Genomic DNA, 22809 nt, shown 5'->3' with positions numbered 1-22809 from the left:
TACAGCTCTTAGAATGTTACATTATTTCACATCCACCTTTTTTAGCACTTTTGCCGGCAAGTTTTGTTTGCTGATCTTCATAATCATTATTCATTTGATTAGAGGTCTGATCGACTGTTAAATGTGGTGTTCCGGTAGTTACCATACTTGTAATAGGTTTAGATTTTATTTCCTTTGATAAAGTTGTTGCTTTAGCTTTAATTCTTTGTAATGCTGCTAATGTCTCCATATCATTACTTTGTTTACTCATATTTTCTCCTATATTTTATTTGTTAAATTTTATCTTATCCACACGTTATTTTGTTTTTTTTGTTGAACTTGATTACTTTGCTCAACTTGGTGATTTTTTGTGGTAGCTATTGGGTTATTTAAAGAATCTTTTATACTATTTGCTTCACGTTGACTATTAATTTTACTACATATATTTTTACGTATATCTTGATCTTCACTGCTTAAATTTTTATTATTGACTATTGCTTCCTGTTGGTTATTGAGTAAAGAATGCTTCTGTTTAAATTCTTGATATTTGTTAGGATCTAGAGTATTTTTTGATTTCTCTATAGCATCTCCAAGCTTATTTATTTTTTCTTGGTTTTCTTGATGAAATACCTTAACACTTTCTATTTTTTCTTGAACGTGTTTTTGAACTTTTCTAGCTTCTTTTACTACAGTGTTTTTAACTGCTAGATTTTCTTTCTTTACTTTTAAATTCTCTTCTAATTCTTTAATTTGTTCAGGTAATAAATTTTTATCTTTTAATTTCTCAGTTAAATCATTAATCTCTTTTTCTATAATCTCTTTTTCTTCATTAGTTTTTTTAACTATTATATTTACTTCTTCTTGCTCCTCTTTAAGTTCTGCAAGTTTTTGCCTACGCTCTTCTATTTCTTCTTTAGTTAAAATATTTTTATTAATCTCCTGTTCATCGATTATCTCTTCTCCCTTTTCGTTTGTTTTAACCATTGTTTCTATAGGAGGAGATAATTTTTTATATTCTTCTAATTTGCTCGTAAATCTATCGTGAATAGCATTAAGTTCCTGAATTTGTCTTGCAGCTTCCATTTTATATTGTATTATTGCTTCTTCCCGTTCTCTTTGTTTTTCTAACTGTTCTAGCTCTTTTTGAGTAATGTCAGAATTAAGTTGGCTTTCTACTAGTTCTTGCTTTTTTAATGCTATAGCCTCTACTTTTTCTGCTATATCATTAATAAAAGAACTATCAGATTTAATATTTCGAGCTGCACTTACTAATCTACTTAACTCTGCAGGATTATTAGTAGCGGTAATTTGAGCAAGAATAGCTTTGATATCATTAAGTGCTTGAAGATCAGCTGTTTTTTCTTTTTGTGGGTATTCTTTATTCGTAATTTTACTCACAATAACCTTTTATGTGTGTACCATCATCCACGAAACGTTAACAAAAATTAATAATTAAGTCAAGAAAATTTTAACAAAAATTAATTTTGTATTTCTAGCCATTGATTTAATAACTCGTCTAGTTTCTTTTTATCATTAATTAATTGATTAGTAATGTGATTATATTTTGTAGGATTATCTAAATACAGATTAACATCTTCAAGTTCTTTTTCTAAGTGTTTGATGGATATTTCTAGCTTTTCAATATCGTTGGGCAATGTTTCAAGTAAACGCTGATATTTATAAGATAGCTTTTTATTTATAGGTTTTTGAGGAATTAAGGGGAAGGGTTTTGAAAGTTTTTTCACTATAGGAGTCGTGGTAAAATACTGTTTATAATCTTCATAACCTCTTGTTAAATCATGAATTTTACCTTGAGCGAAAACTAAAGTTCTAGTAACTAACCTATCTAAGAAGTCACGATCATGGCTAACTACGATTAAAGTGCCTGAATAATCTGCAAGTATATCTAGTAAAATTTCTAAACTATCCATATCAAGATCATTGGTTGGTTCATCTAAAATTAACAGATTTCCAGGGTTAATTAGAATTTTTGCAAGTAATAATCTATTAGCTTCGCCGCCTGATAGAATAGCGGTTTTTGCATTAAGTAGTTTAGGATTAAACATGAATTGTTTTAAATAACCGGCAACATGCATGGTTTGACCATTTGGTAAAAATACTTGATCACCGCCTGTAGGACATAAAGTTTGTTGTAATGTATGATTAAAGTTTAGTTTTTCTCTATGTTGATCAAAATATGAAATATCTAAATTACCGCCATATATAATTTTACCTAAGTCAGGTGTAAGTTGTTTTGTCAGTAATTTGATAAAAGTAGATTTGCCTGAGCCATTTGCACCAATTATGCCGATTTTTTCGCCTTTTTTTACACGAAAACTGAAATTATCAATGATTTTAGTATTTTTATAGCTGAAACTAATATTATCTGCTTCAATAATGAATTTACTTTTAGCTATATTTTCGGCAAGCTCTGCCCTAACTCTTTGTTTTGAACTAGCTAGTTTTTCAGTCTGTTCTCTTGTTATTACTCTTAAAGCTTTCAACTCCGCAAGTCTCTTTTGATTCCGCTTACGTCTAGCCGTAACACCGGCATTTAACCATTCATTCTCTTGAGATAGTTTTTTATTTAATTTCCGAAGAGCTGCTTCTTCTTGCTCTATTATAACATTTTGCCATTCATCAAAAAATTTAAATCCTTTATCGGATTTACGCAAAATCCCTCTATCAAGCCACCAAATTTTATTAGTAACATTTGAGAGAAATGTTCTATCATGACTAACGCAAATAATAGCACCGTTATAAGATTTAACAAATTCTTCTAGCCACTCAATCGTTTCAATATCTAGATGATTGGTAGGTTCATCAAGTAGTAATATTTCCGGCTCTAATATTAAAGCTTTAGCAAGGCTTGCTCTTCTAAGCTGACCGCCTGAATAGGTTGATAAGTTATCTGTTCCGTTGATTTGTAATTTTTCTAGAATTATATCGATTTGGTATTTATCTATTTCTTTTGTACTATCTGTTTGTTGTAAGATAAAATCGTAAACAGTTAGATTAGTTTTTATAGAAATATCTTGTCTTAAATAGCCGGTTGTAATTGCAGGATCTTGAAATAGTTCGCCGTTATCTAGTTCATAATCCCCTGATATTACTTTCATTAAGCTTGATTTTCCGCAGCCGTTACGTCCTATAAGACAAATCTTATCACCTTTGTATAAATAAAGTTCTAAATCAGATAAGATTACTTTATCTGCAAAGCTTAGATTACCGTCTTTTATGTAATAAATTGGGGGCATAATGGTATACTCGTTTAATTTGCAAAATTGGCTACGTCGTTTTATAAGTTCTGCGGTGCTCACGTACTAAATGTACGCTCCGCTCCTCGCCTTATAAACTCCTTGCTCTTTTCCAAATTAAACTTCGTCTACCTACTTTCATTTACTTGAGGTATGTGTTATGTTATTTTTGCGTTCAAGAGAAGTTGTTGCGGGGGTAATAAGAGTAAGCTCAAATCTTCCTAATGACTAAGCTAGCATTAGTACCGCCGAACCCGAATGAGTTGGAAAGCACGTAGTCTATTTTAGTTTCTCTAGCTTTTAATTTTACTAAATCTATCTTAACCTCATCCATAGGGTTATCTAAATTTAAAGTTGGCGGTGCAATCTGATCTCGAATTGCAAGAGCTGAAAAGATAAACTCAACGCTTCCTGCCGCACCAAGCAAATGTCCTATTGATGATTTAGTAGAAGACATTAAAATTTGGGGATTCGCTTCTAAAAATAATTTTTGTACCGCTGCTAATTCTATTCCATCACCGAGATTAGTAGAAGTGCCATGTGCATTAATGTAATCAATCATATCGGGAGTGATAGCTGCATCTAGCACTGCATCTCTCATCGCTCTATAAGCTCCTCTACCTTCAGGATGCGGTGCTGTCATATGGTACGCATCACCTGTAGAGCCGTATCCTATAACTTCACCGTAAATTTTAGCCCCTCGATTTAAGGCATGCTCATATTCTTCCAAGACTACAACGCCTGCTCCTTCACCCATAACAAAACCGCTGCGGTCTTTATCCCAAGGTCTTGAGGCTTTTTCAGGATTATCGTTATATTTAGTACATAATGCTCTAGCAGCAACGAAACCTGCAACTCCAACAGGTGTAACAGGGGCTTCTGCACCGCCTGCGACCATAACATCTGCATAGCCGTGCTTTATCATACGCATAGCATCGCCTATAGCATGTGCTCCTGTAGAGCAAGCCGTTACTGCTGCTTGATTTGGACCGCTAAAACCGTATTTTATAGAAACAAGACCGGATAAAAGATTAATTAATGAAGCGGGGATAAAGAAAGGGCTAACTTTGCCGTTATTTTCTTGATAAAGTTTGATAGAGGTATCTTCGATCATTTTAAGCCCACCGATTCCTGAGCCTAATATCAAACCGGTTCTATCACGAGATTCTTCATCTTCGGGTAACCAGCCGCTATCTTCAACTGCTTCGGTTGCGGCTGCTACTCCGTAATGGATAAATTTATCCATTTTACTTAGTCTATTAACGTCATCTGCTTGTGTGAAGTTTTCAAGTTTAAATCCATCTTTCTCAGAGTTATCTATAAGTCCGGCAATTTTACACGCAAGTTTAGAAGTGTCAAATTCCGTAATAGTTTTTATACCGCTTATCCCATTTACAATATTTTTCCAAGATGAGCTAACATTAAGCCCAACAGGAGTAACAAGTCCAAGTCCAGTAATAACTACTCTTTTATTTACTCTTTGGTTCGACATTTTTAATTATCTATTAGGGATTTAATTTATGCAGATTAAGATTGGCGTTCTTTGATATATTTTATAACATCGGATACAGTTTTAATTTTAGTGGCTTCATCATCAGGGATATCAATACCGTATTCAACTTCTATTGCCATCATTAACTCTACGGTATCAAGACTATCGGCTTTCAAATCTTCTATAAATCTTGAATCCGTAGTTATTATCGATTTATCTTTATTTAGCTTTTCAGCAACCATTTCAATAACTTTCTGTTCGATCTTGTCCGTTGTACTCATAATTTTGAACTCCATAAATCATTTAATTTTATATGCCGTATAATAGCAGTTATTCAGCTATTAGACTTTATTTTAACTGTATGAATATTTATTTAAAATATTCATAGCATTTTATCTTTAAAAGAACTTCTAGCACAAAAAATTATTTTATGCTAGCACAAAATTTTACACCATTAACATTCCCCCGTTTACGTGGATAGTTTGACCGGTAATATATGATGCCTGATCGCTTGCTAAAAATGCAACTGCGTTTGCCACGTCTTCCGGCATACCGTAAGTGCCTAGCGGAATTTTTTGTACTATGGCTTCTCTTTGCTTTTCGTTTAGTTTATCTGTCATATCTGATTTAATAAATCCTGGAGCTACTGCATTAACCGTAATTCCTCTGGTTGCAACTTCGTAAGAGAGCGATTTGGTCATGCCTATTAAACCTGCTTTAGAAGCACAATAATTAGCCTGCCCAGGGTTACCTGAAATTCCTACTATTGAAGATATATTAATAATGCGTCCATACCTGTTTTGCATCATTTTTTTTATTGCTTCACGATTTAAAATAAAATTTGCTTTCAAATTAATATCAATAACTTTGTCAAAATCTTCATCTTTCATTCTAATTGCTAGCGTATCACTAGTAATACCGGCATTACATACTAAAATATCTAGCTTTGGTGCTTTAGATATTAAATTGCTACATTCTTCCTTATTTGCAAGGTTGCATATTTCTATCGTATAATTATCTTTTAAAACATTTCCAAGGGATTTTAATTTTTCCTCATTACTACCGCTAATAATTACATGGCTTCCTAGTTTGTGCAGTAATCTCGCTATAGCTCCGCCTATGCCTCCTGAAGCTCCCGTAATTAAAGAAGTTTTACCTGTTAAATCAATCATTTTCTTCCTCCGTTTGATCAAGATTTATATTAGTAATTTTTGACGATTTTTCGCGTATGATTTTCTCAATTTCATTGGAAATTTGTGGATGTTCTTTTAAATATTGTTTGACGTTTTCACGCCCTTGACCGATTCGTACGTTATTATAGGAAAACCAAGAGCCGGATTTCTCAACAATATCAAGCTTAACTCCAAGGTCGATTATCTCGCCTTCTTTTGAAATACCTGAACCGTACATTATATCAAAATCTGCAGTTTTAAACGGAGGAGATACTTTGTTCTTGACTACTTTTACTTTAGTTTGGCTGCCTATTACTTCTTCTTTATCTTTAATGGAGCCTATTCTTCTTATATCGATCCTAACAGAAGCATAGAATTTCAAAGCATTACCGCCTGTCGTAGTTTCGGGATTACCGAACATTACGCCTATTTTCATTCTGATTTGGTTGATGAAAACAGTAATACAATTGGTACGATTAATTGATGCGGTAAGTTTACGTAAAGCCTGGCTCATTAATCTTGCTTGAGAAGCCATTTGGGCATCACCCATCTCGCCCTCAATCTCTGATTTCGGTACTAAAGCCGCAACACTATCTATTATTATCATATCAATACCGCCGGAACGAATTAACGTATCGGCAATTTCTAGAGCTTGTTCACCTGTATCTGGTTGTGAAATAATAAGCTCATCAATATTTACGCCTAATTTTTTAGCATAAGCAGGGTCAAGGGCATGCTCGGCATCAATAAAGGCACATGTACCGCCCTTTTTCTGTGCTTCGGCAATTAAATGTAGCGTTAAAGTGGTTTTACCTGAGCTTTCAGGACCAAAAATTTCAATGATTCTACCTTTAGGAACACCGCCGATTCCAAGAGCTATATCAAGCCCAAGTGAACCGGTTGATACGGCTTCTATATCAATGTTCGGACGCTGCCCTAGTTTCATTACCGAACCTTTACCGTAGCTTTTTTCGATTTGTGCGAGTGCTGCGGCAATGGCTCTTTCCTTATCTGTATTTGACATAAATTTCCATATTATAAACTTACCAATTAAAATATAAGCTTGAGAAAAAAAAGCAAATTTTATTTATTTTGTATCGAAATGTATATTCTACGATTAGTAATTCTATTATAAAAAAGCCAAAAATACTACTTTTAGTATTGAAAATCTATTTAAAATATACTAAAAGTATCAAAAAATATATTAATAGAAAATCCATTATGAATGAAATAACAGCAAATACTACTGAATTAATAAAAGATATTAGTGTTCTTATTGATAATGCTAAAGTACGAGTTGCCATTAAAGTTAATTCTGAAATGACGATGTTATATTGGAATATCGGCAAAAGAATTCAGGAAGAAATACTTAAAAGTACTAGAGCTGAGTATGGGCAGGAAATTGTTAGAACCTTAGCTAACGGTCTTTCATCTTTATATGGTAAAGGATTTACTTATACAGCACTAGTGCGGATGAACCAGTTTTATCAATCTTTTCAAGGTCAACAAATTGTTGCGACAGTGTCGCAACAATTGAGTTGGAGTCATATCGTTGAGTTATTGCCTTTAAAAGAACAGAATCAAAGAGATTTTTATGCTTATATGTCTATACAAGAAAATTGGAGTGTTAGACATTTGCGTAGCAATATCGATAAAATGCTATATGAAAGAACTAAGTTATCGCAGAAACCTAACAACGAACAAGTGTTATCATTATTAAAAATGAATTCTCAGTTAGAGCCTGATTTAATCCTTAAAGACCCGTACATACTTGATTTCTTAGAACTTCCGGATGAACATTATGAAAGTGATTTGGAAAATGCAATATTGCAGCAAATCGAACAATTTATTTTAGAACTCGGCATTGGCTTTTCCTTTGTAGCAAGGCAAAAGCGTATGACTATAGATAATGAACATTTTTATTTAGATTTACTGTTTTTTAATAGAAAATTAAAAAGATTAGTAGCAGTTGAATTAAAAACAGGCAAGTTTAAAGCGGAATATAAAGGTCAAATGGAGTTATATTTAAATTGGCTAAAGAAGAATGAATGTTTTGAAGCTGAAAATTCCCCGATAGGTATTATTCTCTGTTCCGAAAAATCAGATGCTCAAGTAGAACTTTTAGAAATGTCAGCAAGTGGTATTCACGTTGCACGTTATTGGACAGAATTACCGCCTATAGAGATTTTTCAGAAAAAAATCGGTGAAATAGTATTACAGACAAAAAAAATATATGAAAATAAAAATTTTCGTACGTAGCTTAGGCTGTATGAAAGTAAATTAATTTACCTATATTTCAGGTCTTTTTGGCTGCAAATTATAAGATTTTTTTGAAATATGAATAACTACTCCTACAAAAATCTTATTAATTTTCGTTTAAAAACCTGTTTAATTATTAATTAAAATAAGATTGTGAACAGGCTCTTACCAATTAAAGTATAAGCTTGAGAAAGAAAAATCAAATTTTATTTATGCTATTATGCTTGTAAGATTAAATCTTGACTTCCATACTAGGTGATGCTTAGATGTTAAATTTACTTGTGTTATAAATTTTCAAGCTAATTAAATTACTTGTTAACAGTCCTATAGTTTCCGAAAAAGATAGATTTAGTAAAGCCCTTGGTTAAATAGCTTATTATATATGATATCACAATTCTCACAAACTGAATATATCACTAAAGATAATTCATCATCTCAATCTTATAAATTTAGATGGCATATTTTAATTATTTTAAGCATTTGCTTACTTTTAGTATCGACGGATGCTACAATTTTGCATGCTGTTATGCCTACTATAATACTTGATTTAAAACCATCTAATTTACAACAATTATGGATAATCAATGCATATGCCTTAGTATTATCAGGTCTTTTAATTACCGCAGGTACATTAGGAGATAGATTTGGTCGTAAAAGATTATTACTTTGGGGGCTTTTAGTTTTTTCTATCGCTTCAATGTTAGTCTATAGTATTTGATAGCTCATGGGGATTAGTATTATGTCGTGCTTTACTTGGGTTAGGAGGATCAATGATTATGCCTTCCACTTTATCGATATTAACATTTTTACTAATACACATGAACGTATGATCGCAATATCCGTGTGGGGAATAATGGCAACCGTAGGAGCAGCTATAGGACCCGTACTAGGGGAGTATTGGTTGAGCTTTTAAGTTGGCAATTTGCATTTTTTATAAACGCACCTATTGCATTAGTAATTATTGCTTTTGGTATAGTTTGGATTCCTGAATCATCTAATCCTAGTAATGAACCATGGGACTGGATAGGAGTATTTCAATCATTTTTTGGGATGGCAGCTTTAGTTCAAGGCATTAAGATGTTGGCTAAATACGGTATTATGAATCTAGCATCTGGCGGAATACTCTTAAATTGGTATTGTGTTACTAATAATATTTACCTTACGCCAACTTAAAAGCGATGATCCGTTAGTGGATATTCGTTTATTCTTAATTAGCAATTTTAGTGTAGGAGTAATAGTTTATTTACTGATTACTTGTGTCTTAGGATCCATAATGTATCTTATGTCCTTATGGTTACAGTTTATCAAAGGGTTAAGTCCTTTGTATGCAGGTCTTTATATGTTGCCTGCAGCAATTTTTGCTTTAATTGCATCTGTAGTTATGCCATATTTACTCACACGATTTACTGCACGTATAATAATATTTAGCGGGCTTATCTTTACTACTATATCATTGATTTTACCTAGTATATTAGACTATAGAGATTTACTATCGAATACTATATATCTTGGATTGCTTGGTATAGGAAGTAGTCTATGCCTCTCTACCACCGTAACAGTTATGATGAATGCAGTGCCGGCAGAGAGATCCGGAGGTGCAGCAGCACTACAAGAAACAGCATATGAATTAGGTAATGTATTAGGTATAGCTGTTATCGTGAGTATTACGTCTTTTATATATAGTAACGATCTAGTAATCCCTAACGGTGTTTCTGTATCAATGGCAGAAATAGCTCGTGACTCAATCGGTGAAGGAATAATTATTGCTCAACAACTACCGCCTTCATTTGCTCACGATTTAATTAAGGAGGTTAATATTGCTTTTACAAATGCTTTCATATAGTAGGTATTATTCTAGGAATGATCATGCTAATATTAGCGGGTGTGGTGATGTATGTTCTTCCTCCTTTTAAAGCATCTACCTCTCTACATTAATGACTTTATTACACGATGAAACGAGTATAGAAACCTTACCGTATTTATCATAATAAATTATCTTAGTGCTTATTTTTGTAGTAGGTAGTTAATAAAATGGGATGATGATATTTTCAAGGCTATAAATCATTACTAAATATTTTTTCTAGTTCTGCTAAGCGTTGTTCTATTCTTTCGATATCGCTTTTTGTTATAGGTCTCTCTAGTAAATCTGCTATCTCGGCTCTTAGATTTTTTTTATTTTTATTTAAAGTAAATTCTATGATGAGTTTTGAGATGGTTTTAGTATCTTGGTCAGACATATTTACTCCCGATTGATTAAACTTAAATTGCTCAAGTTTCAACCACCGAAGTTTAACTTTGGTGGTCGGGGAAGTAAGAAAACCATCAACGATAGCCATAATAGCCTTTAGGTTCTAAGCTTAAGCTTTAAACCTTGGACATAACTATTATAACCCCGACCGGAATAAAGCCGAGGATTGTATCATTTTTATGGTCGACACAAATACCACGTTGATTAAGAGGTTCTTACGCCCCGAAATAGCATTTTGCTATTTCAAGTATCATTTTATATATAACTTTCAAAAAGTCAATCGGTAAATTAATTTCTTAACTAATAATTTATTTATCTAGAGGTTTTTTATTTCTAATATTAGTTATAAAATTTATACATACGAATCTTGCTGAATTATCTACTAGTTAAGTAGCAGAAACTAATAATACAACAGGAATGGAAGAAAATAAGGTTGCAAGTAAGATAAGAGGAAGTATAGCTAAAAACACTAAAACGGTCCAAGAAAATAAAACCGGTAAAAAAGTAAGTTCAACAGAGAATTATTTACCGCCTAAACTTACAAAGTAACTAGGATATTTGAAAGAAAATTAATTTTTAAGCGAAAATTAATAAGATTTTTTCAGTAATAGTTGTCCATATTTCAAAAAAACTTATAATTTATAGCCAAAAAAAGCAAAAATAGATTAAATTAATTTTCCTTTACACAGCCTAGGTTTAATTTGAAATATTTTAAGTTTTTTAACCACCAATGAGCATAATTTTTGGTGGTCGGGGAGGTCGAAAACTGCCAAAAGTCAGCCACACTAGGTTTTAAGCTTATAGTAACCCTTAAGCTCTGGACATACCTAATATCTCCCCGACCGTGAAGTCGAGGATTACATCGGTTTTGTGAGAAATGTTCTCACTTTTGGCAGAGGTTTCGACACCCCGAAATAGCACTTTGCTACTCCAAGTATCATTTTATATATAACTTTTAAAAAGTCAATGATGGTTTGTTATGATACTAACAATGTTCTATACTCCTATGCCTGAAGAGTTAGATGATACATCGGCTAATAATGGCATTTCATGATTTTGTAACTCTTCTTCTGGAATATAAGTATATTCTCCGCTTGAGGTTTCATCAATTCCAAGTAGCGTCTCGAATATTTTCTCAAGACAGTTTTTGTGTTCTTCGGATTTAATATCCGTTTTCCTCAATTCTTTTATTAAATTTACAAAGGATTTAATAGAAATAAAAGTATCCTTTCCATTAAGAAGTTCACATATTTTATGTAATGTGTTACCTAAAGAATTTATATTAGTACATATGTTAGAGACAGAATTTAACTTTGTAATTGCTTTATCTAGACCTTGTATTTTTAATTTTAATGGAGAAATATTATAATCTTGATCATGCAAATTTATCGTATCTTGATTAGTTTTGCTTAGTATTGCAAGTATATCTGTTAAATTTCCAATTTCTATAATTTCATCTAATATAGCTTGAAATTCAATTAGTGTTTTAAAATTTAAATTATCCTTTTGTAACTTTATGTTTTCACCCTCTAACTTTATGTTTTCACCCTCTAACTTTATGTTTTCACCCTCTATCCCTAAATTTTCGTTTTTTATATTTCTTCCCTTATACCAATCCCATCCATATTTAGCTGCATACCCTAAGAGGGTGCCTATAGCTAATGTTCCTAATGCTACTCCGGCTATATAAGCACCGCTATATCCACCGTCATTTGTATCATCGTTAGTTCTTTCTGTAGTGGAAGTGGTTGTCTCAGTGAAAGGTTTACTTAGTAAATCTAAAATATTTTTACCTATTTCTGTAGGGGATATATCGTCCAAAGTTACGTTAAAAGCCTCTAGAATAATCTTAAGATTATCAGTAGTGAATTTAACGGGTATCTTCAATACATCAAAAGTTTTTACCCCTGCTTCTTGAGCATTATCTAAAGTTATTTTGAAAGCGTTTAGAATAACCCTAAGATTATCAGTAGTAAATTTGACGGGTATCTTCAATACATCAAAAATTTTTACCCCTACTTCTTGAGCATTATCCTGAGATATGCCTAAATGATTTAGAGTATCCTGAAGAATATTAGTAAGCGTTTCGATAGATGTTAGCTGTTTCTTATAGGTATTGTAGTTTTGTAAAGCACTTATAGCCTCTTTCTTAGTGCATTCATTTAAACCTAAGAAATCAGCTCCATTAGTTTCGGTAATATCGCCTTGCGAGAACATATAATCATTCGTTACTTTATAGAGCTGACCAAGAATATTAGCCGTACCGTTTTGATGAGGTGTTACGGTTTGTTGTAAAAGTATATGCGGATTACTTTCTGCATCGGTAAAAATGTTATTTATTGGAGTATTTAAACCATTATTGCACTCTTGGTGTAGTATTGAAAAATCATTTGGGGACTCACTGAAAGATTGTTCAATGTTTTTCCAATTACACTGTGCATTATTCACCATATAACCTTTTTTAAAAGTTCCTTCAACAGTACTATATACTGATGAAAATATAGTACCGCTTAATTTATGAATGATGTGGCTTACATTACCCGGTAAACTACTTACCATTTCATTTCCAAATATAGGCATAACGCATTTAAAATTTATATTTAATACAGGTGCCATAATTATTACTCCTTTAATTAATAAAACCATAAAACGTGGTTTCTAGAGTATTTTAATGTTTTTGTCAAGATAAAGTTAAAATAAATTAATATATAGAGAAAAGGTTTGAGATGGGTTAGGGATACAAATCTCGTTATTGCGAGGAAAATTACGAAGTAATTGACGAAGCAATCTCGTACCAAAATCCTGAGATTGCCACGCAGCCTATGGCTGCTCGCAATGACGATATTTATACCCATGTGACAGCGGTAAAATCACTTACCTATGCAGAAATTTTTAAAGATCTCGCCTAGTATTTCTTCTATGTTAATAACGCCCGTAATAGCACCAATGCAGCGTGCCGTCATTCTAATATCTTCAGTTGCTAGAACTAAATCATTATCTAAGCTAAAAGCCGTTAAATGTGAGAGAGCTTGTTTTAAATAATGACGATGACGTTGATTTGTTATATAAGGAGTTTCGGTAAAACCTGCCATATTTTCGGCAATATTTTCGATATTTTTTAATATACTTGAAAGAGCAATATTATTTTTTACTGAAACTCTTAAGCATTTATATTTATTTTCAATAGAAAAGATTTTATTTGGTTCAATAAGATCAATCTTATTAATTATTGTGATGGTATTTTCATTAATTAAATTCATAATATCTTCATTTATAGAGGAATCTAATTTTTCGGCATCAAACATAATAATTTTAATATCCGCTGTTTTAGCCGAATGAATAGCTCTTTTTATACCTTCTTGCTCTATAATGTCACTACTTTCTTCTCTTATACCTGCCGTATCCTGTAAAATAATAGGATAGCCGCCAATGTCTAAATGCCCCTCAATTATATCTCTAGTAGTTCCTGCAATATTTGAGACAATTGCTATATCTCTCTGCATTAAAAAATTTAATAAGCTAGACTTACCGACATTCGGTGGACCGATAATTGCAAGCTTAAGACCACTATTTAGTAATTCTCCTCGTCTATTATCATTAAGATAATTAGATATTTCGTTTACAAGGTTTTTATGAGTATTGTTAACATCATTAAGGACGCTATCCGGTATATCTTCATCAGGGAAATCTATATAAGCTTCAAGCAGAGAGATAATTTTTAAAAGCTGAGTGCGCCAGTTATTATATAATTCTTCAAGCCCACCGCTTGCCTGTCTAATTGCTTGCCTATGCTGCATAATAGTTTCAGCATTAATTAAATCGGCTATCCCTTCTGCTGCCGTTAAATCAAACTTATTGTTTAAAAAAGCTCTTTTGGTAAATTCTCCTGCTTCTGCTAAACGAATATCAGCTATATTTAACAATGCGTTAATAAGCATTATGGAGATAGCTTTACTGCCGTGCGTATGAATCTCAACTACGTCTTCACCGGTAAAGCTATTAGGTGATTTAAAATAAACTACCATAGCATTATCAATTAGCTCTTTATAGTCAATTGATCCCCCCTCGCTGACGATGTCACTCGTCGCTCTCCTATTAGTTATAGGCTCTACCCTTGGCTCCTTGTATGCAAAGGAGGCTGAATTGACTATAGTCTTAGGAACTGTAATTTGTTGATAATACATGATACGTGGTTTAAAGTCCGCTCTGCCGGTAAGTAGCTGTAAAACTTCTAAACTTTTAGGACCGGAAATCCTAAAAACTGCTACGCCTGCTTTACCGAATGCAGAGCTTTGTGCAAATATCGTTTCCATTTATTTTATACACTCTTGTTTATTAAATAATATATAATATAATAGCATAGCATATGATAGTACATGATAGCATATAATATTATTCTTGAGAAAATCATGCCCCCAAAAACAACCTCTTTAAATTTTAGTCGTTTAAATTGTCAAATCCCGAATTATAAAACTAAAATTCTAGAACTTAGCAAGGAACGTGAGTCAAGTTCCATATATATAGATTTTGTTCAAAAGTTTTTAAATTATATTCCGATAGATTATGATTTTGAGAATAGAGAAAAACTATTTCAAAATTTTGCAGATGAAGCCTTTAAGTTTTTTAAGCAAAGGGTAGAAAGAGCAAGAAAAATAGCAATAACAAAGACGGTTATAGAAAATGATCCGGCAATAAATGTCTTGATATTACTTGATAATAAACCGCATATTGTTGATTTTATTATATGTCTGCTTAAAAACATGAATTTGCAAACTAAGTTTTTACTCCATCCGGTAATAAACTGCGTCCGAAATAGTAAAGGAGAATTAGAAAAAATATTAGAAAATTCTGTCTCGGATGAAAAATCAGAATCGATACTGCATTTAACCATTTTAGGAAATTTTGACGATAAAACTACTACATTTTTAACTGAAGCTATAAATGAAAGATTAGAAGAGTTAGAGCAAAGCTATAGCCATTTACCGCAATTACTCACAAAATTACAAGGTTTGTCTAAAAATATAATTGATAATGATAAATTAAATTTTGAAGAGGCTAAAGAATTTTTAAATTGGTTACAAAACGATAATTTGGTTTTATTAGGGACTCTTGATTTTGAGGTAAAATCTATAAAATTAAGCAATGAAATAGGAGCAGCAAAAATATGGCAAGAAGTAAAAGACGAGATTGATGATATTATAAAATGTTCTGCTAATCCTTTATATCAAAATCAATTAATAATACTCGGTAAAATAAATAGTGCGTCGCTTATCCATTCAGATAATTTAATCGACTATATCTTAGTGAAAAAATTTAGCTCTTCGGGTGAATATATTTCGGGAAGTATAATTTTCGGCATATATAATTCAAATATGTATTACCATTCAATAAGTGATATTCCAATCCTACGACAAAAATTTAATTTTGTAATTGAGAAAGCCGGTTTTGCATTATCCGGTTATAATGCTGATAAGTTAAGAATCTTAATGGAGTCGTTACCGAGAGAAGCTTTAATACAAATTGATCAAGGCGATTTATATTGTATGTGTTTACATATGCTCTCAAGTATGATGAGTAAGAAGCTTAAATTATTTATTCAATATGATTGGTCGAGTTCTTTTCTTAATATCATAATTTTTCTGCCACGAGAACGTTTAACGGCTGAAATACATAATATGATAGATTGTTATTTAGCGGAAAAATTCGGTAGTAAAATTTTATCCAACTATATAACCGAAGTAGTTGGTAATTTTTCTTATCTTTTTGTAACGCTTGAAGCACAAGGGGAACATAAAATAAATTTTGAAGCAGAAATAATACAGCAAGATTTAGATCGTATCTCTACACGTTGGAGTGAAGATTTTTATTTTAAGCTTTCTAAAAAATTCGGTGAATATCAAGCAGGTATTAATTTAAAGCTTTTTGATAATGTTTTTCCAGCAGATTATAGACAAAAATTTTCTCCGGAAATAGCTTTAGTAGATATTGAATATTTAACCGAAGCAAGCAAGTCACAAGAATGTATGTTTAATCTAGTTTCTGTAAATGAAACGGAATTTTACTTAAAAATATATAGTCCAAAAGTAAAACTTGCACTTTCTAACATATTGCCGCCAATTGAAAATTTAGGTTTTAAAGCAATTGATGAACAAACTTTCGCAATTAAGGAGGCTCTCGAAATTAAAGAAAGCTGGATATATAATTTTATCTTAACTTCTATCATACCGGTAAAGGGTAATATTACCGAATTGAAAATAAATGTTGAAGAAGCTTTAGATCAAATGGCACTTGGGATGCTTGCTAATGATTCTTTAAGTAAATTGATAGTGCTAGCCGGTTTTAATTGGAAGCAAGTTAAACTCGTCAAAGCTTTAACAAGATATTTACATCAAACGGGATTTAGTTACGGTAAAGGTTATGTGCAACTAACACTACTTAAACATCCTGAATATACAAAAATGTTGGTAAATCTGTTTGATATAAAATTTAATCCTAAACATCCTGATAATAATTGTGGTGTAATTCAAGATAAACTGAATAATTACTTAGTAACCGTTGAGATGAGTAGTGAAGATAAAGTACTACGTAGTATGCTTGGTATAATTAATGCTATTACTAGAACAAATTACTATCAACCGCATAAACATGTTTTTTCATTTAAGTTTGATTCTTCAAAAGTACCTGGTTTACCTAAACCTGTTCCGTTTGCCGAAGCATTTGTTTACTCTAAGGATTTTGAAGCTGTTCATTTAAGAGGCGGTCCCGTATCACGCGGAGGACTTAGATGGTCGGATAGAGCAGAAGATTATAGGCTTGAGGTCCTTGGACTTATGAAAGCACAGATGACGAAGAACTCCGTTATTGTCCCTGTCGGCTCTAAAGGCGGTTTTTATGTTCATTTTACTGAGGAAGGACTTACTCGTGATGAATATATGGAAAAAGTGGTAGAATGCTATAAGAATTTCCTAAGAGGTTTACTGGACATAACCGATAATATCGTTGACGGTAAAGTAGTACATCCAAAAGACGTTATTATTTATGATAAAGAAGATCCTTATTTAGTGGTTGCTGCCGATAAAGGTACCGCCTCATTTTCGGATTATGCTAATAGTGTGTCAAGAGAATATAATTACTGGCTTGATGATGCTTTTGCTTCCGGTGGCTCTGCAGGTTACGATCATAAAAAAATGGCTATTACCTCTAAAGGAGCTTGGATTTCCGTAACTAATCACTTTAAAACTTTAGGGTTAGATGTCCAAATAGACCCTATTACCGTCGTAGGTATAGGAGATATGTCGGGAGACGTGTTCGGTAACGGTATGCTAAGATCAGAGGCTATTAAGTTAGTTGCTGCCTTTAATCATAAACATATATTTATTGATCCTACCCCTGATCCTGTATCAAGTTTTAATGAGCGTTTGCGTTTATTTAATTTAAAGGGTTCTAATTGGTGCGATTATGATTCTAAGCTTATCTCTAAAGGAGGCAAAGTATTTGAACGTAGTAGTAAATTAATAAAATTATCACCGGAAATTAAAAAATTACTTGATATAAATGATAATGAATTATCACCGGAAGAATTAATTAAAGCTATTTTAAAAGCAGATGTTGATTTATTGTGGAATGGTGGAATAGGCACTTATATCAAAGCTAAAACGGAAAATAATTTAGAAATCGGTGATAAAGCAAATGATAATCTTAGATGTAACGGGGAAGAAATTAGAGCAAAAGTTATAGCAGAAGGCGGTAATGTCGGGGTATCGCAGAGAGGTAGAGTTGAATATGCTAAAAAAGGCGGACGCATAAATGCCGATTTTATTGATAATTCAGCAGGGGTTGATTGTTCCGATCATGAGGTAAATATCAAGATTGCTTTAAGTAGTGCAGTAACCTCAGGAAAAATTACTTTAGAAGAACGTAATAAACTCCTAAATGATATGACAAAGCAAGTTGAAGAGTTAGTATTGCTTGATAATTATAAGCAAACCGAAGCAATAACAATTATGCAACTATCTCCTACTTTAACCGTTAATATACTTAGTCAATTTATAGATATTTTAGAAGAAGAAAAAGTATTAGAACGGGAAAATGAATTCTTGCCTAGTGCGGAAGAATTGAATAGAAGAGCTATCAGCGGTGAAGTACTAACTCGTCCTGAGCTTTGCGTGTTGCTATCATATAGTAAAAGGTCGGCTTATCACGAGTTACTTAATTCTACTTTTTCGCATGATAAATATTTTGACTCATATCTTATAGATTATTTTCCTGAAATGATGCAAAAAAAGTTTCGTAATGAAATTTTATCTCATCCTCTTAAACATGAGATTATTAAAACCGTTACTATAAATAAAATAATTAATCAACTTGGAGGACCGCTTATTAGTATTGTAAAGCGTGAGATTGGGTCTCCTCTTTGTGATATAATAAGGTCATATACCATTATTTGTGAAATTTTTGATCTTGATGATATATGGGAAACGATAAGTAAGCTACCTACTAATATTGATTACAATGTAAAAATCGATATGTTTACCGAAATAACAAAATTAATGCGTCGGGGTATTTCGTGGTTTATTAAAAATTTAAAGCATCCTATTAATATTAGTGAAACTATAGAAGAGTTTAGAGTTCCTGCACAAAACTTAAGAAAAACGGTAGGTACTTTATTAGTCGGGGAAACTAAAATAAGATTTGAAGAAAAATTAAATTATTATACAACTAGCGGGGTAGAGGAATCATTTGCTGCTACTATCGCTACATTTGATAATTTAATTTCAGTATTTGACACTATATATGTAACAAAACAGACTTCAGGAAATAATAAAGAGATAGCAAAAGCTTATTTTGCTATAAGCGATATGTTTAGTCTTGATTGGTTACGTAAAGCTTGTGATAAGCAATTGAACGATTCATTTTGGCGTCGCCTCGGTATTCAATCGCTAAAAGATGATTTATATGACAAACAACGTAGATTATTAATAAAAATAATTAATAAATCTAAAACAACTATTGATTTAGATTTATGGATTGATAATAATAATAATTTAGTTAGAAATTTTCTTGATTTTATTAAAGAAATTAAATCTCAAGAAACTATAGACTTAAATATAATTATTTTAGCAAATAAGAAATTTGAAATATTCTTACAAAAACTTGAGTAAATTATGTCGTCAATGCTTAAGCAAATTAGGTTAGATTCAGGTAAAACTTTAAATCAGGTATCTAGTGATTTAAAAATTAGAAAAAAATATTTAGTAGCTTTAGAAGAGGGTGATTTTGATATTTTACCGGGAGAAGTATACGTAAAAGGTTACTTAAAATTATACTTGGATTATCTTAATGTAAAAGATCGAAATGCAGAGCAGATAGAAGCTACTAAATAGAACGAAACCGAAAAATTATTAAGTAATAAAAGAGCTACGGCATTGATAAATTATAAACGTAAAAAACAATTAGTACTTATATCTATTATAATGTTATCGATTATTATTGTAAGTCATCCATTCATAATTAATGCTTAGAAGAAAATGGATAATGAAATATTAAAGAGATTAATGGAAGAAGTTGAGCATAAACTTGACGAGTTATTGCATGCACAAGCGAATAATCAAAATGAAGTTAAAAAATTACAAAACGAAAATAAAGAATTAAAAGATAATTATATAAAAATGCTAGATCAAATTAACATTTATATTAATGAACTTGAAGAAATAAAAAAACAGCAAAAATAATTATGTCAATTGTTACGGTAACATTAAATAACAAGAGCTTTCAATTATATTGTAATAATGGAGATGAGGAAGAATTACTATCTTTAGCGAATAAATTGAATGATAAAATAGCGGAAATTAAACTTGGTAGTCCCACAGCCTCTTTTGAGCTATTATTAGTTATGGCATCTCTTAATGCTCAAGCTGAAATAGCTAATCTAACAGAAAAACTTAATAAAAACGGCTTTCAAAAAAATCATCCCGACGAAGAAAAATTCGCAGAAACCTTAACTACTATAGCAGGTTACCTAGAAAACCTTGCACGTAAAATGGGAAAGTGATATATTAGCTCTTGGCTGCTTGGTTCGTGAGCTTAATATTAACCTAGGACTACCACTAACTTTTAGGACATCGTCCCTGTCTAATACTAATTCAGTTTAGATATATGAAGTCCACCTTTACATAAAGGTCTTTGAAGGATTTTAAGTAACGGCTAAAGCGGTCATGTATACTCGTTTAATTTGAAAAATTGGCTACGTTGTCTTTTGCTGATAATCCTCACGTACTAGTGTACGCTGCGGTTATCAGCTTCAAGACGCCTTGCTCTTTTCCAAATTAAACTTCGTCTACCTACTTTTCGTTTACTCACAGTATACCTTTAAAATGAAACAAACAAAATCAAGCAATAAAGTTCTTGGTGCTTTTTTAGGCACTATCATTGAATATTACGACTATAGTTTATATGGTTTTTCAGCGGCAATTATCGCCGATAAATTCTTTTCAGCCGGTACTGATCCGTTAACAAAGCTTGTAAATGTTTTTGCCGTTTATGCAGCGGCATATTTATCAAAACCTATGGGTGCTTATATTTTTGGACGTATAGGGGATATATACGGTCGAAAAAAAGCCTTAAGTTTTACGATTATCGGTATTGTAATACCTACCTTAATAATAGGTTTATTGCCTGATTATTCTTCGATAGGAGTTTGGAGTACGATAATTTTAGTTTTATGTCGCTTTATGCAAGGTATTTTTATTGGAGGGGAATATGACGGTGCAGCGATTTATGTTATTGAACATTTAGGAGCAAAATACCGATTTACTGCCTCGGCAATAACTAGATGTACAGGAGTAATGGGTTTATTATGCGGGATTGGTGCAACTAATTTCTTCAATTCTCATATTTTTCTGGAGTGGGGTTGGCGTATTCCGTTTTTACTAAGTTTACCGCTTGCATTAATAACTCTTTATTATCGCCGGAAATTTGATGAAACACCGGAGTTTAAAAAAGCACATCACAGTCAAGATTCTATTGAAAAACTTAGCTCTATAATTAAAAAGCAATGGAAAAATATTGCACGGTTAATATTTTTAGCCGGAGGTTTTGGAGCAACATATCAAATTGCGATCATCTTTATGAAGCAATATTTACCGATTGTATTACCTTCAGTCGGTATTATTATGAGTTCTTTTTCAGTCTTAATAGTAATATGTTTTGCTGTTTGCATGCCGATTGCCGGCTTTATTGCCGACCGCTTAGGAGTTAATTCAGTATTAAAAATTGCATTTATATGTACTATTACAGCAAGTGTATTTTTTGTGATAGCAGTAAAATATCAAATGACTAATTTAGGGCTTGCAGCTAGTTTAATGTTAGCTGCATCAGTTGCACCTTTTAATGCTCTTGCTCATAGTATAGTTATTAAGTCTTTTGTAGTTAAAGAACGCTATCGTGTTATAAGTTTAGGGCATAATATCGGCTCAATGTTAATGTCCGGTACTGCTAATTATATTTGTGCAAAGGTAATAAAATCATTTGATTTCAATCTATTCCCGATTCTATATCTTTGCATGTTTGCCATACTTGCTTATTCTATGACTATGTTGTTTAGCAAGGATACTATATTAAATAAAGATCTAAAAAATGACAAATAAACATAAGTAATAAATTGTAATTATCTTAAAAATGACATATTATAACAAATGTTAATTTAGAGTTATAATATGGAAAGAATAGTGACCAACATGGATCAGCATGGTAGAGTGCTTATACCGGTATCAATTAGAGAAAGATTTAATATACATCCGGGTGAAAAAATCACCATAGAAATTGAAAATAGTGAAATTAAAATCGTTAGCGTTGATAGTATAATTGATGAGATGCATAAGATTTTCACCAAAAATCAAATTGATAAAAATATTTCTATAGTAGATGATTTTATTGCTGAAAGACGTCAGGAATATTTAATTGAAGAAAAAAGAAGTAAAAGATGTCCAAAATAATATTTGATGCCTCTGCACTAATTGCCTTATTTGCTAAAGAAGATGATTACCAATTGATTAAGAAATACATGAGAGATGGAGTTATTTCAAGCGTAAATATTGCTGAAGTTTATAAATATTGTATAGAAAAACAAGGCTTAACGGAAGAAACTGCAAAAATTCTTATTAAATTATTAGATATCAAAATTATAGACTTTTGTCCTGAGCAAGCACTAATTAGTGCAAATATAATTAATAAAACTAAAATTTATGGTTTATCACTTGGAGATAGAGCATGTATAGCTCTGGCTATCTTTAAAAATTATCCTATTCTTACTTGCGATAAAATTTGGCAAAAATTAGATTTAGGTATTAAGTTTATTATGGCACGATAATTATTTTATAGTCAATTGATTTGAGTCTTCCCGAT

General features: G+C 31.9%; 21 protein-coding genes, 1 other RNA gene and 1 pseudogene. 13 read left to right on the top strand and 10 right to left on the bottom strand.

Annotation, left to right across the window (positions count from 1 at the left end):
* Positions 1-16: 16 nt before the first annotated feature.
* From RF_RS06475 to recA, 7 genes are all read right to left on the bottom strand, one after another.
* Positions 17-250, bottom strand: a complete 234-nt coding sequence (locus RF_RS06475; RefSeq protein ID WP_039595190.1) for a hypothetical protein — start codon at positions 248-250, stop codon at positions 17-19.
* A 29-nt stretch (positions 251-279) separates the two neighbouring features.
* On the bottom strand, positions 280-1377 hold the full coding sequence (locus RF_RS06470) for a hypothetical protein (protein WP_011271527.1): 1098 nt from the start codon (positions 1375-1377) through the stop codon (positions 280-282).
* 80 nt (positions 1378-1457) lie between these two features.
* A complete protein-coding gene (locus RF_RS06465; RefSeq protein WP_039595191.1) occupies positions 1458-3236 on the bottom strand; it encodes an ABC-F family ATP-binding cassette domain-containing protein in 1779 nt (592 codons plus the stop codon).
* Between the two features lie 211 nt (positions 3237-3447).
* Positions 3448-4728, bottom strand: a complete 1281-nt coding sequence (gene fabF / locus RF_RS06460) for a beta-ketoacyl-ACP synthase II (protein ID WP_011271525.1) — start codon at positions 4726-4728, stop codon at positions 3448-3450.
* A 35-nt stretch (positions 4729-4763) separates the two neighbouring features.
* A complete protein-coding gene (gene acpP / locus RF_RS06455) occupies positions 4764-5024 on the bottom strand; it encodes an acyl carrier protein (RefSeq protein ID WP_008579292.1) in 261 nt (86 codons plus the stop codon).
* A gap of 150 nt (positions 5025-5174) precedes the next feature.
* The gene (gene fabG / locus RF_RS06450) at positions 5175-5900 is read right to left on the bottom strand and encodes a 3-oxoacyl-ACP reductase FabG (protein ID WP_011271524.1); all 726 of its coding nucleotides are present in this window, start codon (positions 5898-5900) and stop codon (positions 5175-5177) included.
* Positions 5893-6924 carry a recombinase RecA gene (gene recA / locus RF_RS06445; RefSeq protein WP_011271523.1) on the bottom strand — a complete coding sequence of 344 codons (1032 nt, stop codon included), beginning with the start codon at positions 6922-6924 and terminating at the stop codon, positions 5893-5895. Before recA ends, fabG begins: the two co-directional genes overlap by 8 nt.
* Positions 6925-7121: 197 nt before the next feature.
* Here recA and RF_RS06440 point away from each other — a divergent pair, with 197 nt between their 5' ends.
* The 4 genes from RF_RS06440 to RF_RS09345 all read left to right on the top strand — a co-directional run bounded on the left by RF_RS06440 (position 7122) and on the right by RF_RS09345 (position 10002).
* Complete coding sequence (locus tag RF_RS06440) at positions 7122-8159, top strand: PDDEXK nuclease domain-containing protein (protein WP_039595207.1); 1038 nt, start codon at positions 7122-7124, stop codon at positions 8157-8159.
* 382 nt (positions 8160-8541) lie between these two features.
* On the top strand, positions 8542-8877 hold the full coding sequence (locus RF_RS06435) for an MFS transporter (RefSeq protein WP_011271521.1): 336 nt from the start codon (positions 8542-8544) through the stop codon (positions 8875-8877).
* Positions 8878-9056: 179 nt separating this feature from the next.
* Entirely contained in the window at positions 9057-9332 is a 276-nt protein-coding gene (locus RF_RS11670) for a hypothetical protein (RefSeq protein WP_231564270.1), read from the top strand.
* Positions 9298-10002 (top strand): MFS transporter, encoded by a 705-nt coding sequence (locus RF_RS09345; RefSeq protein WP_011271519.1) that lies wholly within the window; start codon positions 9298-9300, stop codon positions 10000-10002. The genes RF_RS11670 and RF_RS09345 overlap by 35 nt, the downstream gene beginning before the upstream one ends.
* 211 nt (positions 10003-10213) lie before the next feature.
* Here the strand turns inward: RF_RS09345 and RF_RS11665 are convergent, their stop codons facing one another.
* Positions 10214-10495: a hypothetical protein gene (locus tag RF_RS11665; protein ID WP_011271518.1), complete on the bottom strand. Its 282-nt coding sequence runs from the start codon at positions 10493-10495 to the stop codon at positions 10214-10216.
* A gap of 329 nt (positions 10496-10824) precedes the next feature.
* Here RF_RS11665 and RF_RS09340 point away from each other — a divergent pair, with 329 nt between their 5' ends.
* Positions 10825-10956, top strand: a complete 132-nt coding sequence (locus RF_RS09340) for a phage antirepressor protein (RefSeq protein ID WP_081427788.1) — start codon at positions 10825-10827, stop codon at positions 10954-10956.
* Between the two features lie 447 nt (positions 10957-11403).
* Here the strand turns inward: RF_RS09340 and RF_RS10140 are convergent, their stop codons facing one another.
* Together RF_RS10140 and mnmE are read right to left on the bottom strand one after the other, a co-directional pair.
* Complete coding sequence (locus tag RF_RS10140) at positions 11404-13023, bottom strand: DUF5460 family protein (protein WP_041405366.1); 1620 nt, start codon at positions 13021-13023, stop codon at positions 11404-11406.
* Positions 13024-13277: 254 nt separating this feature from the next.
* Positions 13278-14720 carry a tRNA uridine-5-carboxymethylaminomethyl(34) synthesis GTPase MnmE gene (mnmE, locus tag RF_RS06405; RefSeq protein ID WP_011271516.1) on the bottom strand — a complete coding sequence of 481 codons (1443 nt, stop codon included), beginning with the start codon at positions 14718-14720 and terminating at the stop codon, positions 13278-13280.
* A gap of 96 nt (positions 14721-14816) precedes the next feature.
* Between mnmE and RF_RS06400 the strand changes: the two genes are divergently transcribed.
* The 8 genes and pseudogenes from RF_RS06400 to RF_RS06370 all read left to right on the top strand — a co-directional run bounded on the left by RF_RS06400 (position 14817) and on the right by RF_RS06370 (position 22774).
* Positions 14817-19568, top strand: a complete 4752-nt coding sequence (locus tag RF_RS06400; protein WP_041405365.1) for an NAD-glutamate dehydrogenase — start codon at positions 14817-14819, stop codon at positions 19566-19568.
* A 3-nt stretch (positions 19569-19571) separates the two neighbouring features.
* Positions 19572-19928 (top strand): annotated as a pseudogene (locus tag RF_RS06395) (helix-turn-helix domain-containing protein).
* A 6-nt stretch (positions 19929-19934) separates the two neighbouring features.
* Entirely contained in the window at positions 19935-20138 is a 204-nt protein-coding gene (locus RF_RS06390; protein WP_011271513.1) for an RP576a family tick cell line-upregulated protein, read from the top strand.
* Positions 20139-20140: 2 nt separating this feature from the next.
* Entirely contained in the window at positions 20141-20458 is a 318-nt protein-coding gene (locus RF_RS06385; protein ID WP_011271512.1) for a cell division protein ZapA, read from the top strand.
* A gap of 9 nt (positions 20459-20467) precedes the next feature.
* Positions 20468-20626, top strand: a non-coding RNA gene (ssrS, locus tag RF_RS09330) — 6S RNA.
* Between the two features lie 154 nt (positions 20627-20780).
* Positions 20781-22052 (top strand): MFS transporter, encoded by a 1272-nt coding sequence (locus tag RF_RS06380; RefSeq protein WP_011271510.1) that lies wholly within the window; start codon positions 20781-20783, stop codon positions 22050-22052.
* Between the two features lie 69 nt (positions 22053-22121).
* On the top strand, positions 22122-22400 hold the full coding sequence (locus tag RF_RS06375) for an AbrB/MazE/SpoVT family DNA-binding domain-containing protein (RefSeq protein WP_011271509.1): 279 nt from the start codon (positions 22122-22124) through the stop codon (positions 22398-22400).
* The gene (locus RF_RS06370) at positions 22388-22774 is read left to right on the top strand and encodes a type II toxin-antitoxin system VapC family toxin (protein WP_011271508.1); all 387 of its coding nucleotides are present in this window, start codon (positions 22388-22390) and stop codon (positions 22772-22774) included. Before RF_RS06375 ends, RF_RS06370 begins: the two co-directional genes overlap by 13 nt.
* Positions 22775-22809: the final 35 nt, after the last annotated feature.

Origin of the sequence: Rickettsia felis URRWXCal2 (assembly GCA_000012145.1) — a bacterium.
Lineage (GTDB): Bacteria > Pseudomonadota > Alphaproteobacteria > Rickettsiales > Rickettsiaceae > Rickettsia > Rickettsia felis.
The sequence above is the reverse complement of the archived record's forward strand: the minus strand, read 5'-3'. Positions and strand labels throughout refer to the sequence as shown.